This is a genomic window from Sphingomonas sp. PP-CE-3G-477, assembly GCF_003050745.1.
GTDB lineage: Bacteria > Pseudomonadota > Alphaproteobacteria > Sphingomonadales > Sphingomonadaceae > Sphingomonas.
In genome coordinates this window covers 45224-59343 of record NZ_QAOF01000001.1, presented here as the reverse complement: position 1 = coordinate 59343, position 14120 = coordinate 45224, and the positions used below count along the sequence as shown (strand labels likewise).

At 66.7% G+C, this 14120-nt stretch carries 11 protein-coding genes; 1 reads left to right on the top strand and 10 read right to left on the bottom strand.

Annotated features, from left to right (window positions below; translation table 11 throughout):
* Nucleotides 1–243: 243 nt before the first annotated feature.
* The 8 genes from C8J45_RS00215 to tssK all read right to left on the bottom strand — a co-directional run bounded on the left by C8J45_RS00215 (nt 244) and on the right by tssK (nt 11162).
* Complete coding sequence (locus C8J45_RS00215; protein ID WP_107961416.1) at nt 244–648, bottom strand: hypothetical protein; 405 nt, start codon at nt 646–648, stop codon at nt 244–246.
* An 85-nt stretch (nt 649–733) separates the two neighbouring features.
* Nucleotides 734–1549 carry a C2 family cysteine protease gene (locus C8J45_RS00210; RefSeq protein WP_181321047.1) on the bottom strand — a complete coding sequence of 272 codons (816 nt, stop codon included), beginning with the start codon at nt 1547–1549 and terminating at the stop codon, nt 734–736.
* Nucleotides 1550–1888: 339 nt separating this feature from the next.
* The gene (locus C8J45_RS00200; RefSeq protein WP_107961413.1) at nt 1889–3709 is read right to left on the bottom strand and encodes a serine/threonine-protein kinase; all 1821 of its coding nucleotides are present in this window, start codon (nt 3707–3709) and stop codon (nt 1889–1891) included.
* The gene (locus C8J45_RS00195) at nt 3706–4470 is read right to left on the bottom strand and encodes a PP2C family serine/threonine-protein phosphatase (RefSeq protein ID WP_107961412.1); all 765 of its coding nucleotides are present in this window, start codon (nt 4468–4470) and stop codon (nt 3706–3708) included. Before C8J45_RS00195 ends, C8J45_RS00200 begins: the two co-directional genes overlap by 4 nt.
* Nucleotides 4467–4925 carry a type VI secretion system-associated protein TagF gene (gene tagF, locus C8J45_RS00190; RefSeq protein WP_146168540.1) on the bottom strand — a complete coding sequence of 153 codons (459 nt, stop codon included), beginning with the start codon at nt 4923–4925 and terminating at the stop codon, nt 4467–4469. The genes C8J45_RS00195 and tagF overlap by 4 nt, the downstream gene beginning before the upstream one ends.
* A gap of 2 nt (nt 4926–4927) precedes the next feature.
* Nucleotides 4928–8431: a type VI secretion system membrane subunit TssM gene (gene tssM, locus C8J45_RS00185; protein ID WP_107961410.1), complete on the bottom strand. Its 3504-nt coding sequence runs from the start codon at nt 8429–8431 to the stop codon at nt 4928–4930.
* Nucleotides 8431–9861, bottom strand: a complete 1431-nt coding sequence (icmH, locus tag C8J45_RS00180; RefSeq protein ID WP_258191190.1) for a type IVB secretion system protein IcmH/DotU — start codon at nt 9859–9861, stop codon at nt 8431–8433. Before icmH ends, tssM begins: the two co-directional genes overlap by 1 nt.
* Nucleotides 9858–11162 carry a type VI secretion system baseplate subunit TssK gene (gene tssK / locus C8J45_RS00175; RefSeq protein ID WP_258191189.1) on the bottom strand — a complete coding sequence of 435 codons (1305 nt, stop codon included), beginning with the start codon at nt 11160–11162 and terminating at the stop codon, nt 9858–9860. The genes icmH and tssK overlap by 4 nt, the downstream gene beginning before the upstream one ends.
* Before the next feature lie 445 nt (nt 11163–11607).
* Between tssK and C8J45_RS00170 the strand changes: the two genes are divergently transcribed.
* Complete coding sequence (locus C8J45_RS00170; RefSeq protein ID WP_219907307.1) at nt 11608–12681, top strand: M23 family metallopeptidase; 1074 nt, start codon at nt 11608–11610, stop codon at nt 12679–12681.
* A 291-nt stretch (nt 12682–12972) separates the two neighbouring features.
* Here the strand turns inward: C8J45_RS00170 and C8J45_RS00165 are convergent, their stop codons facing one another.
* Nucleotides 12973–13518 (bottom strand): hypothetical protein, encoded by a 546-nt coding sequence (locus tag C8J45_RS00165; RefSeq protein WP_107961408.1) that lies wholly within the window; start codon nt 13516–13518, stop codon nt 12973–12975.
* A complete protein-coding gene (locus C8J45_RS00160; protein ID WP_107961407.1) occupies nt 13515–14096 on the bottom strand; it encodes a hypothetical protein in 582 nt (193 codons plus the stop codon). Before C8J45_RS00160 ends, C8J45_RS00165 begins: the two co-directional genes overlap by 4 nt.
* Nucleotides 14097–14120 lie beyond the last annotated feature (24 nt).

Genomic DNA, 14120 nt, shown 5'->3' with positions numbered 1-14120 from the left:
CTCACCAGCACCCGTTGCATGCGGAACTGGATCCAGGCTTCGCCAGTGGGCTCCGCACTCGGCTGCCCAGTGAGTCCGAGCGCACCGGCCACGACCCTGCACGGCGAACAGTCCACGGGCTGAGAGTAGATCGCCTGTATCCCGGCAACTCGGAGTCCCGCTTCCAGATGCGTCAGGCACCCCTGCATCCGCGCCGCGCGATCCGGTCATCGCAGTTCGTTGGACGGTCGACGCCAGACACGCCTATCTCGAGTGTTGAACTGCACCCTTCGGCTTCAGAACGAAATATCCCGCCAGTCTCTGGCCTCGACGACGAGATTCCTTGTTCATCGCCAGTACGAATGCACCGTGCGGTTGAGGGTAGTAGTCGATCAGTACGATGCCCGGCTTCTCGTTATCGTAGTGGGCCCGCCCTATCGAACTTTCAAGCATGTGGTTCTGCACGTTCTTGGAAATCGCGGCCCAGGACACGTCTGTGGAAGCGATGAAGTAACGTGAAGACCCAATCTCATACTTGCCGTGAAAGGTCTTCGCAACCTGCGTATCCAGGGCGACTTCGTCGATATCGTGAACGGATCTCGGAACCTGCTTGACGAGACCGGTGCCTACGAGTTCATCGAGCGACCGTGGCTGCTGAACGTCCACCATGCCACCCACCGCAGACAGAGGTAATAAAAGAAAGGATAGTATTCTCAGCATGAAAAGCCCCGTCGCTACAGCTCGTACAGCTTCATCAATATACGCTTACTCTGAAAGAATTAAGACCGCCCGTATTTACCAGCGTGTTAAGGTCGACGGAGATGAAGGCGGACTTGGAGTCCCGGCCTTCATTGACACCCATGTTGTCATTCCAAGGGTTACGCAATCCCACCATCCACGTCCTGGAAGCGGTTCGCGTCATCGAGATGACCGTATACACATGGTTGTCGGCCAGCCCGTCCTGCGGGAAGGGAGCGTTGTTCTTTTTCTGGATCTGGGATCTGCCATCGTATTCGGGCACCGACCAGAGCGTGATGGTGCGATGACGCACCAGCGCCCTGGCGACCCGGCTGCCCAGAAGGTTGATCGACTGCTGGCGGGTGATGCGAGGAAGGAGTTGAAACCTCAACTCGGTCCCGAAACTCCCGGTCACCGCCATCATCGCATCCTTCGGCCACCCCCCTCCGTCTATCTTGACGTAGCCCTGATCGAGGCCATCGAGAGGCTTGGAGTCGTATAGTTTCGCATACGCGGTTTCGAAGACGGCCGGCCACACGATCTTCCTCTCCATCGTATTATCCATTCTGCTGCCGCCGTTCCGAATCATGTTGTCTTCCAGCTCGAGCTGAGTGACCTGGACGTGCCGTTTCTTCCCCTTCACGTCATACAGGCCGACGACGAACCGTTGCGAGATGCGGTCGTAGTGGATTAGATTCTTGATGAGCATAGGGTGACGCAGTGCCACCGCGGACAAAGTCGCCACCAGATAACAATCGCCGATATAGTCCTGATCGATGTCGTCAGGCCTGGGACCTCGTGGACCGTAGAGGTCCTTATCGGTTATAGGCACGACCAACTCCTGACATGCTCGTCTTCACGACCGCGGTTCTAACCTCTTTTCAAATTCGATTTCAACCGTTTGCCCGGCTTGGCGACGGTGCATTTCGATCCCTGGCTCAGGAGCCGCCGGCTCGAAACGGGGCGGTGTCCGCGGCGATGCCAGCGGGCGCCGTGTGGCCCGTCGTCGAGATGACCACGTCGGGATTCCTCATCGCCCACGAGGCGGTTCGCGGCATCTCGAGCCGGGTGGGGTGAGCGGGGTGACGCTCGGTCCAGGATACAAAACGGAAGGGGCAAGGGTCGTGCCGTCGACACCACGTCGCGGCGGACGGGACGCGGCCGAGCTTCTTCAATCCTTCTCGTCGTCGACCGAACGGAACCAGATCATGTCCGCCTGCCACCCGTGCTCGGCCGCACGCTGGACGAGCGTCGTGCGCCAGGCGGCGTCGCGCTGGCCGAGTGGCGGTGCGATCACCTTGGCGTCGAACGGTCCCTTGCCCGTGACGAGCAGCAGGCCGGACCAGCCTTCATGATCCAGATCGAGCTGCATCCGATACCGGTCGCCCCCCAGATCCGTGATCGGCAAGCCATCGCGCGACCTGCGCACCTGCTCGGCGAAGGCGGCCCGGCTCGGTATCAGCATGTCGATCGCGCCGGACGGTTCCAAGCCGACAAGAGCGAAGTCCAACGACGGATCACCGATCGCGATGCCGATGACCGCACTCGCCGCGACCTTGCCTTCATACGCGGTACCTGCCGTCTGCGTGCGCATCTCAAAGCGCCGTTGCGGCACCGACAGGCGGTTGCGCCCGGTCGTCCGGATCTGACGAAACGCATCGAGCGCGGCGCAGCCCGACTGCGTGATCGGCGACACCTCTGCAAAATCGATCGCGCTGGCGGTGAGTCCCTGCGCCTGCAGCGTGCGGACGATCTCGGTCTGCGCCTGGGTCGGGTTGCCCGCGACACCCGTGAGCGCGACGCGCGGGCCCCCGGCGCTCGGGCTGACGGAGACGATCCGCAACCAGGTGCAGCTGACCGATGGCAATGCAGCATCGATGGCATCGCGCGCACGTGCGACCGGATCGGCGGCGACTGCGATGGATGGCGTCCGTTCGGTCGGTGCATCGCTGCGCATCGCGAACCAGCCCACCGCGACCAGCAGCATCAGCACGAGCGCGGCGGCGGCAGGCCACCAGCGCGGCAGGCTGCTAGTGGCCGCGGCGCCGGGCACTTCCGCGCCGTCGAGCGCAGCGAGCACGGCGCCCATCGACCTCAGGCGGTCGGCGGGGTCGGGACGTACCATCCCCGCGACGACCGAACGCAGCGGCATCGGGACCGCAGCCAGATCAAGCCCCGCGCGGCGCTTGTCGACCGCATCGACCAGCGTTCCGCCGAGCCCGAGGTCGCTGCCGCGCGCGACCGCGAGGATCACCAGACCCAGGCTGTAGACGTCGGTCCAAGGCCCCAGCGTCCGTCCGAAGTCGCCCAGCTGTTCCGGCGCGACATATCCGAGCTTGCCCGCGAAGCCGTCGCCGATGACGGTCGCCGTGCCGGGATCGAGATCCTTCGCGATGCCGAAGTCGATCAGCTTCGCCCCCCCGAGTCGTCCGCCCGGGAGCAGCACGTTGTCGGGAGAGACGTCGCGGTGGATCGCGTCGAGCGCATGTGCCGCCGCCAGTCCCGACGCGAGCCGCCGCAAGAGCGCGCCCAGGTCTTCGGGCGAAGGTCGAAGCGTCGCAAGGACGTCCGAGAGTCCGGTTCCTTCGATGTATTCGGTGACGATGTAGAGGACGCCGAGTTCAGGCTCCTGCGCCAGCACGCGATACTGCACCACTGCCTCATGATGCAGCCGCGTCAGTGTCTTCGCCTCGCGCCGAAACAGCGTGATGACATTGGGATCGGCGGCGAGAGCAGGCAGCATCACCTTGATCGCGACGCGTTCGTCGGTGATTACGTTGGCACCGACGAACACCTCCCCCATCCCCCCGCGCGCCAGGAACCCGGTGACCGCGAACATGTGATTGAGGATGTCGCCGACCTTGATCGCGGTGCCTCCTGCAGGTGGCCGCGAAGTCGCGCCGCCCGCTCCCTGATCTGCTCCGATCCCTGCGGGATCGAAAACCGTGCGGTCAGGATCGAACACGGTGCGGTCCTGGTCGTCCCCGGTCATGTCCGTGTCCGGCCGGCATCGGCGAAGTCGAGCCGCGTCGCTTCCTGGATGCCTACGAGGATTGCAGTCACGTTGTCCGGTGCGCCACGGTCGAGCACGCGCGCCACGAGTGCTTCGATCGCCTCCGACTGATCGGGGAGCCCGAGCATCGCACTCAGCTCCGGGTCGGCGACCTGCCCGGAAAGACCGTCGCTGCACAACAGGTACCGATCACCCGGTTCGACGCCATCGGTAACGACGTCGACGGCGATGCGCGCGCCGACTCCCACCGCACGCGCCAGAACATGTCCGCGCGGATGGTCCTCGGCCTCCTCGGGCGAGAGAAGGCCGCGGTCCACCATCTCCTGCACCTGGCTGTGGTCGCGGGTGAGCGGAACCAGCATGTCGGCGCGTCGCAGATATATGCGGCTGTCCCCTACCCACAATGCCGCGAAACGATCGCCGTGGACCAGCAGTACAACGACGGTGGACCCCATCTGCTGGCCGCGCCGCTGCGACTCCGCCCAGATCCGACGGTTGGCGCTGTGGACGCCATCGGCGACGGCCTGCACGGCGGCATCGAACGCCAGCGGTATGTCGACGCTCTCGATCGCCTGGACCACCGCATGCGCGGCCCAGTCGCCGAACGCATGCCCGCCCATGCCGTCCGCAACGACCCAGAGACCATCCGCGGTCCGCTCGGCATGGCGATCCTCGTTGACCCGGCGGACCAGCCCCGGATGCGTCGCGGCGACGCTGGCGATACGGAATTGGACGCTCATACGCCGACGGTCTCCAGCATGGCGGTGACGATATCGACCGGCATGTCGCCGTCGAGAGACATCGCGCGGTCGGCGGACTCCCACCGCTCGATCGACGAGGAGGGACCTACTCCGGCCATCGTTGCGAGCCGATCGGCGTCCCAGCGCTCCGCGATCGCGGCGTAGATCAGATCCTCGATATCGTCTGACGCGGCACAGACCAACAGCAGCGGATAACGCCGCCCGGCGGCGTCCTGCGATGCGGCGACCACGCCGACCGCCCCTGCTCCGCACCCTTTCCAGGGCAATGCCGCATCGAAGCGATCGACGAACTCTCCACCAAAGCGATCCTGCGCGTCCGCCAGCGATGCTGTCAGCCAGGCGTCGAGGCTCGCTTGCTCCACCGACGTGCAGCCGCGTGCGACGAAATCCCCGTGCGCGGGCAGCTTGCCGAACAAGCGCGCAGTCACAGGCATCGTCACAGGCTGGCCGGGCACCGGAACGACCACAGGCCCGCACGGCTGAACGGATTGGTGGTGCCCGGAAACTGCACGGTTAGCGTCGTACGCTGCGGCCCCTCGCCAAAGCCCGCGCGGATCGCCTTGGGCCCGGCGTTCTGCTTTTCGGCGCGGTCCATCAAGCGGAACAGCGCCCAAGGCCCTTCGGTCTCGATCCGCGCCAGTTCGACGCCCGGCGGTGCGTCGGCACCTGCGGCCGGCGTGGCTGGCGTGGTGGACGGGGTGCGATAGAGCACTACCGATGCCTCCGGCAGGCTGCCGGTCGCGGACCAGATCAACGGCTTGGGCTGGTTGCTCTGCGGCGTGAACCGATAGCGGGTTCCGCCGCTGGCGACCTCGACGACGCCGACGTCGGTGCCGAAGCTCGCTACCGACACCTTGATCGGCAGGCCCGCCGCCAGCAACTCGCGAAGCTGGACCGCACGCGCCAGCGTTTCCGGAGTCGAAGGGTTGAGCGCGGCGGCGACCGGGTCGTTGTCCTTCCACCGCCATACCGGGCCGGACGTGTCGACCATCGGCATCAGGCGCTGCTGGACGAAGCCGTCGAACACCCCGCCCATCGAGAACACGCGCAACGCCTCAACCATCGGGGCATCCGCTGCGGTGGCGAAAAAAGGGTAGTGCTCCTGGGCAACCCCCCGGCATGCGGGCAGCACCGTCTGTGCATAAGCGTCACCAACCGCACCGCTCGCCGCGCCGATCTGCGCGCGGGTACCGCCGCCCGCAGCCGAATTGACGAAGCCCTGCAATTGCGGCGGAGCGCCCGCTGCGGCTGCGCGGACCGAGGCCAAGGCCGCCGCCATCTGAGCCTGCGTGGTATCCGCACCGCCGCCGCCGCCGACCGACCGCGCAGCCATGACCGCCTGCCCCGCCGCCTTGATCCCGGCGACGAAATCATCGATCGGCGCCGAACCGCGGCCATCGCCGACATATTCCTGCATCGGCTGGAAATACCCGCTGATCTCGTCGCCGGCGTCGATGCCGCGTGATCGATCGCGGCCGATCTCGTTCGCCACCCGACCGAGCCGCGAGCGGTTCATGCCGTATCGACCTGCCCGCGCGAGACCCGCCTGCGCACCACCGGTGAAGATCGTGTTCTTGCGCAGTTCGAGCAGCACGCGCTTCAATGGCGACGGGCTCTTGGTCAGTGCGCCGAATGCCGCCGGATCGCTAAAATACGCGGCAGGCTTCATCGCGGTGACGACTCCCTCCCAGGCGGCGACGTAGTCCTTGGCATACAGCCCCGCGACGCCGGGACGTACGTTGCTCAGCTCCTCACCGACGCCGGCTTCCTCCGCACCGCCAAGCACCCAAAGGTCGCGCTTAAGGTCTTGCTGCACGGTCGCAAGCCCCGGCAGATAGGTCTTCTCATAGCCTGCGCGCGTGAAGAAATAGGGAATACGCATCGCGATGAGCGTGTCTGGCGATGCGAACGCCAGCGCATCGCCCTGCGACAGCACGTTGGCGACTTCCCAGGCGGGACCCGCGGACGCGGCCTTTTGCCGCATCACGGCATAGGCTCGGTCGGCGAGACTGAGAGTCTGTACTGCAGCCCGCGCACTCGCGACGAGTTGGCCATCGAGCGGAGGACTACGGTTCGGCCAGACCGACGCCATGTCCTTGTCTTCGATCAGCGCATCGAGATGGCGCGTGAGCGCGGTCCGCTCGGCCTGGCTGTCCGCGCCAGGATACAGATCGGTCGCCCAATCGGCGGTCACCCAGGCGCGCACCGCCCTGGCGTCCATCGGCCCCTGCTGGCCGAGCATCAGATAGACCTTGAGCGGCTCGTACAACTGCATCGGATCGCGCCCGTTCGCCTTCATCACGGCTTCCAGACGCAACAGCAACCGCGGCAGCATCACACGGCGCAGCGCGTCGCGGTACGTTTCCTCGGCCTGCTGGCTGAGGCTCCGCTGGTACAGGCCGAACGTCATCGTCAATGCCGGCCCGCCGCTGCGCCGCTCGGTATAACCCCGCGGCAGGTTGCGCAGGGTATCGAGCGCGGGGATCGCGGCACGCAGATCGGCATCGTCCTCGCGCACCTGGGTCAGGTCGACACCGGCATCGCGGAACTGCTGTTCGGCACGCGCGGTCTGGCCGGCGAGCGCCGACTGGAACGCCCGGTTGCGCACAAAGCTGACGCCCCAGGCGGTCAGGACCAACGCCGCCGCGATGGCGATGCCCGCCAGCGCCGCGCCAAGCTGACCGCGCCGCCGCGCCTTCGCCTTGGTGTCGGTGGTGACGAGCCCGGCCTCGGGGAACATCACTTCGGTCAGCAGACGGTTGAGGAAATACGCACGCCCGCGGGCGCCGACCGCAGGATCGACCGGCTGTTCGTACACCTCGGCCATCGAGGCGAGGATACGATCGAGCGGCGCCCCCTCCTGTACGCCGCTGGTCAGATAGAATCCTCGCAGCACGCCAGCAGCTTCATCGCCAGCGACGAACGCGCCGTCGGCAAAGCGCATAATCCGCGCGCGCAGCGATCGCAACTGCGCCGGGAAGCCGATCATCATGCCACGACGGCGCTGATCGACCTCCTCGAACAGCCGCCGCGCCTGACGGTCGGCAACGGCCTGCGTCGCCTCGTCGAACGCATGCGCCAGCATCTCGGCAGACGGTCGCCCCTCGGCGTATGGCAACGTCGCACCGAGCACGGCACGCCGCCCCTCGACGTCGAGATCGTCGAAATAATCGATGAAGCCGGCGAGCAGATCCGCCTTAGTGACGAGCAGATAGATCGGCACCGCGGTCTCTAGCGAGCGGCGCAGCTCGACGAGGCGACGGCGGACCGCGCGCGCGTGCGCGTCGATCGCGGCACAGTCGCTCGCCACCAGCGTATCGACGCCGATCGCGACGAACACGCCGTTGATCGGCTGACGAGGCCGATGGCGCTTGAGCAGTCCGAGGAACGCACCCCAGCCCGCCGCGTCGACCACGGTATCGCTGTCCTGCGTCGTGTAGCGTCCCGCGGTATCGACCAGCACCGCTTCGTCGGCGAACCAGAAGTCGAGGTTGCGGGTGCCGCCCACCCCGCCCACGGCCTGTTCGACGAGCGGAAACCGCAGTCCCGAATTCAGCAGCGCGGTGGTCTTGCCGGCACCCGGCGGACCGATGATGACGTACCACGGACGGCTGTAGAGGTAGTCGCGCCTACCTCCAGCCGCGCCGCGCAGCTTGGTCAGCGCCTCGCTCATGCGGCGTCCGAGCGCCTTGCCCTCCTCGTCGGCGGCATTCGGCCCGGCCAGTTCGGCGGCGATGGCATCGGCCGCGCGGCGCGCGACGCGGCGGCGCAGGAACCACCACAGCCCCCAGCCCAGCGCGACCGCGACGACGGCACCGATTCGTACGGGTACGGGTCGGAAGAACGCGAAGAACAACGGCAGGCCGAACGCCAGCAGCGCTGCCAGCAGCACCGCCGCGGTGATGGTCACGGCGTACCAGTTCCGGAAGAAGCGCCGCATCAGTAGCGCCGCGGCACGACGATTTCGACGCGCCGGTTCTTCGACTTGCCCGCGGCATCCGCGTTGGAAGCGATCGGCACGGTGTCTCCTAGTCCCTTGGTGGATACGCGCGCGGGATCGGACAGGTCCTGGCGGACTAGGACGCCGACCGTCTCGGCACGGGCTTCGCTGAGCGCCATGTTGTCGGGGAACCGGACGGTCGCGACCGGTGCATTATCGGCATGCCCCTCGATCACGACACTGCCCTTTTCACCCTCGATCGCGCGACCGATGCGGTGGAACAGCGTCTCGCGGCCCGGTTCGAGCGTGTCGGAGCCGGACTCGAAGAGCTGCCCGACGGTCGTGCGGACGCGAACGGTCTGCGCGTCTTCCTCGACCGTGACGAGATGCTCGCGGATTTCGGGTTCGAGGAACCGGCGGAGCTTGCTCGCCTGCGCGCTGGACGTCGCGGCCATCGCGGCGGCGGGGCGCGACAAGGTCAGCCGGGCGTCGGGCGTCAGCGCGGCCAGCCTGAACGACGGTGTTTCGCCGCTGGAGCCCAGCATCAGACGCAGCACGACATAGACGAGCAACAGCAGCGCGAGCGCCGCTGCGGATGCCAACGCGAGCACGCTCCAGCCGATCCGGCCGACCGGTGCGGTCTCGCCGCGCCAGTGGGGCACGAGTTCGACCTGCGACAGCGACCGGACGTGCGGCAGCGCGCCCTGCAACCGCGTCATGATCTCATGCAGCCGCCGCCGGCCATCGGGCATCACCCGGAAGCGGCCCTCGAACCCGGCGGCGAGACACGCGTGGAACAGTTCGATCAGGTCGAGATTGTCCTGCGGTACGCGCAGCATGTCGTCGACGAGCTGCCAGAAGCGGTCGCCGCCGATGTTTTCCTGGAAGAACGTGACGACCATCGATCGCCGCGCCCATTCGGCGCCGTCGCTGCCGACACCGGGCAGGTTCTGCGCGATGTCGTCAGCGGTCGCGCAGACCGCGTATTTGGCGCGCTGGCGCTTCTCCTCGGTATAGTGCGGCTGGATCGCGCGCTCGAACCGGGCGATCGCCGCGGCGCACTGCCGATGCAGTTCGGGCATTGCCGGACGGACGCGACCGGCACGAACCGCCGCGAGCAACGCGAGGACGGGCTCTGCCTCCGCCAGCATTACGTTGCGGATCGACTGCGGCGTCGCCGGCAGCGGGACGTCGTCCTCGCCCAATCGCGACGGCGTCAGTCCCGGTGCGACCGGCGCACTGCCAGTCCGCGACAACGACGGCGGCGCTGCATATCCGGCGTTGGCGGGCGACGACCCAAATCCGGGGCTGCCGGCAGGCGACCAAGGCGTCGGATTGGCGGCAGGGCCAGCGGGCGCGGGCGCATCGCCGCGCTTCAGCCCCTGCAGCGGCGAGGGGCGGAAGACGGTCTTGTCGCCGTCGTCGCTCATCGCCCACCCCGTTTGACGCACCACAGTTCGAGCTTCAGCTGGGGCCAGTCGCCGGCGACGTGCAGGCCTAGCGCGGTGGCCTGCAGGAACTCGCGCCAATCGGGTACGCCGCGATCGAGTTCGAAATACACGAACCCGGGCAGCACGCGGAGCTGGGGCGGCGGCGTCGGCGTATGACGCAACGGCACGCCGGGCAGAGCGGAGTCGACGATCTGACGCATCTTCTGGACCGTCCCGATCTTGGCAACCGAGGGAAACAGACTGCGGATCTCCTCGACCGGCGACGCCGAGGCAACGGCAAGGTAGAAATAGCCGGTCTCGTACAGGCTGTGATCGGTGATCCGTGACACGTACGCGCCCGGGCCGGCCTGATCGAGAGGCATCTGGAGCGCAGACCGTTCGAACACCGCCGACAGCATGGACTGCAGAAGATCGAACACGGGGTCGAAACAGATCTGCGGGTTCTCGTGGTCGTAGCGAGGCAGCGGCGGCGCCCTGCGTTCCGCACGGATCAGCGTCGCGATCTCGCCGGCCATCGACACCAGCGTCTCGAACAGCCTTTCCGGATGCACGACCGGCAGGAACTGGAGGTGCTCAAGCACGGGCAGCCAGCGGTTCAACGCCTGAAGCAACAGGAAGCTCGCAAACGTGTCGGAGCCGCCGTCGGTGGCCTCGACTGCGCGAACCGCCAGCTCGTCGGCCCGCTGTGCGGCGCGACCGACGATGTCCGACAGCCCGCCACGCAGCCGCGGCACGGCCGCGGCATCCAGGGCCGGCGTTATGTAGCGGTCGTCTAACATCACGCGCTTGTTCTGCACCTCGCGAACGCGGGCGAGGCCGATCGTCACCCGGCCGTAGATCTGGTCGCGCGTGATCCCGAAGCGAAGATTGGGTCGACCGAGCCCGATCGGTTCGCTGGTGCGGTCGCTGGAATAGGCGTCCACCACCTCCGCCTCGTCGACCAGGAAGCGCGCATCGAGGCCGGGCGCATCGCCGTCGCGGAACTGCACCGCCCCGATCTGGCTGGCGGGCAGCGTCAGGTGGACGATGGCGTCGCGCGTGTCGCCGGGCACGTCGAGAGGTTCGGGCGGCGGCAGGTCGTCCGGAATCGCAAACGGCGTACCGTCGGGCAGTATCCCGGTGGCGCGCGACACCGCGAACTTGCCGAGCGCGGCCAGATCCTCGTCGATCGTGAGTGCGGTGATTCCCCAAGCCCAGGGCCGAACCGATTCGACCCGCGCGCCCAGCTGGGCATCGATGAAGCGGTCCTGAGCCTGAAAATGCTGTGGCCTCAGGAACATGCCTTCGTGCCAGGCGACCCGATTCTTCCCAGCCAAACACATTCCCCTGCAGGGCCATACACCGACCGCGACGATGCGGCTGCCGTCCCGGTTATTGCCTCGCAAGACGAACTGGGCAATAGCTATGTCGTACGCGGCGATACAATCCATGTCCGGGAAGTCGATGCCAAGTTCCCCAGATCAGGAACCGTCGTTCGATCCCCGATCCTGGATCGCACCGAGACTGGCTCAGGCCGCGATTACTTCGCCAGGCCCAATTCCTGCACTTGCGCCGGCGCGGCCTCCTGCGCCGTCCCCCCGCTGGATCGCACCGGGTATCGGCATCGTAATCGCCGCTGCCGGCGCGATCGCTGCGGTCTCGTCTCGACCCCCGGCACCGCCTTCGACTGCCGTTGCGACATCAGCCATCGGACCGGGCAAGGCGGCCTCGGAGAGTCGCACGCTGATGCTGCCCGCGGTGGCCGACCTCGCCCCGACGCTCACCGCGTCGGGCGTGTCCGCCGCCGACGGCCGGGCGGCGGCTCGTGCCATCGGCAACAGCCTCGGCGCCACGGCAGGCGACATCAGACTGGCCTTCACGTTGGATCATGACGGCGACGCGATCCGGCTGGCAAGCCTCACCGCGACACGGACCGATGGGTCGGGCGTGAAGCTCACGCCTCAGACGGGGGGAGGCTTCGCCATGACATCGCTCGCCGCGGACCTGCGACGGCAGACCCGTTTCGTCCGCGGCGAACTCGATGGCGAGAGTTTCTACAGCTCCGCGGTCGCGGCCGGCGTCAGCGACGTACTGATCGGTCCATTCGTAAACGCGTTCCGCTACGACTTCGACATGCAGCGGGAGGTCGCGCGCGGCGACGTGTTCGAAGCCGGGTTCGAACAGCGCGTGACCGCGGACGGCGAGGCGGTCGGGAGGCCCGTGCTGGTCTATGCCTCGCTCGCCACCGCGGGCAAGTCTCGCGCGCTGTATCGCTACCGTGCGCCGGGCGATGCCGAGGAGGAATGGTTCGACAGCGGCGGCCGGAGCAGCCGCAAGTCGCTGATGCGCACGCCCGTCGAGGCGGCGCGGATCAGTTCGGGGTTCGGCATGCGGGGTCACCCGATCCTCGGCTTCGTCAAGATGCACAAGGGCACCGACTTCGCGGCACCGACCGGCACGCCAATCTACGCGGCGGGCGATGCGGTGGTGACGTTCGCAGGGCCGAAGGGGCCGAACGGCAATTTCGTCCGTCTGCATCACGCCAATGGCTGGGACACGCTGTACCTCCACATGAACCGTATCGCCGCAGGACTGATGCCGGGCGTCAAGGTCGCTCAGGGCCGGCAGATCGGCGAGGTCGGGACCACCGGCCGTTCGACGGGGCCGCACCTTCATTACGAGATTCACATCGACGGTCAGCCGGTCGACCCGATGTCAATCGAGGTCGGCGGCAGTCGGACTTTATCTGGCGCCGCGCTCAAGCAGTTCCGTGCGTTGCGCGACCGGGTGGATGTGGCGCGGGTGGCAACGCCGACTTAATTTCAGACCTGCCTAGTTTTTTGACATCAAACCTGACCGTTGGCTTAGGAAATGTCGCTACGGTTTATCAATCTGCGAAGTTTCTCGAGCCAGATCACCGCATTTTGACGACACTTGCTTATCCCCCAGCAACCGTCGCGTCCGACTTCGTCGCGGCCGCCGACGGAAAGGAACGACGTCACCGTATGCCGAGAGGGCGGACATGCCTCGTGCAGCAGGCTACCCGCGACGGGCGTCGTCCGCACGCTCACGGCTAGAGAGAACCATCTCCGCGAGCGTCCGATCCGTGACCTACCCGCCGACGTGCGGCATGCGCGAGCGCCGCAGTATGATGCAGCCTGCGGGATCGTCGCTGCGCCGCTCCTCCACGGCCAGCCAGCAGGCGGCCACCTGCGGATCTGTCGGGAACCCGTGCGGCGGCTTTCCATCCCCCCGCTCGAACAAGAAACGCAGCTGCTGGACCGCGCCTTCGTCCTTCTGCCCGGCCGTCACGGTGGAGTCCTCCATCATGCGCAGACCCTGTTCGAGATCCTCAGGCGGGCGCCTCGGGGCGTCGTCCATGATGCCGCCCACGATCAGTTGACCCAGTTCGAACTGCTTCACCGCCGGTGGCCTGGACGATCCCCGTATCGCATCGGCGGCCTTAGCGTAGTCGCCGCCGCCGGGCTCATTGATCGCCGCATCTGCGACCCGGTCGACGCTTCGCTTCTCGGCATGCCAGTTCGCCCACGACCCACCATCTTCCGCATTATGCGTGACGGTGACCGTGTCGCCGTTCGAGCAGCCCCCAACGGCGGCGGCCATGCACAGGACGAAAAGGACGAACCGACCGATCATCGACGCACCGGCACGGCGCTGGCGTAGTCGTCGGGCCGCACGCCACGAAGACGAGGGCGGCCTCCGTTGCGAAGCGTGTAGTAGTCCTGCACGATCTGCCCCATCTGCTCGATGCCGTAACCCCTCAACGCCTTACCCTTCTCAAGCCGGTAGCCGTAGTTCCGGTCGAATGGGCCCTTCAGCATCAGCCACATGCCGAGCGCGTAGTGCTGATACAGGTGGGTCGCCTCGTGCATGAACAGTGCTCGAAGTTCGATGGGCACGGTCGGCAGACTGAAATCGTCTCGGAAGTCCTGGTTGGGGAAGTAGATGTTGCCATTGGGCGTCATGGCCCTGTCGTTCGGATACGGCCACCAAAAGTTGAGCGGGAAGATCCGTGCCCTCTCCACCCCTGGCACACGGCCGAACATCCAGCCGATCATGCCCAGCTCACCTTGTGTGAGCGCTCGCCCCCGCAGGTGGGTGTCCGTACTCGTGGCGGCACCGCGCAGCCCCTGCTGGGCGGCTCTGGCACCGCGATCCACCGCGTCGCCCAACCGGCGCATCGGGTGGAACCTGCTGAAGTCCTGCTTCTCCATGCCTTCTCCGCCGTTGCGTGGATC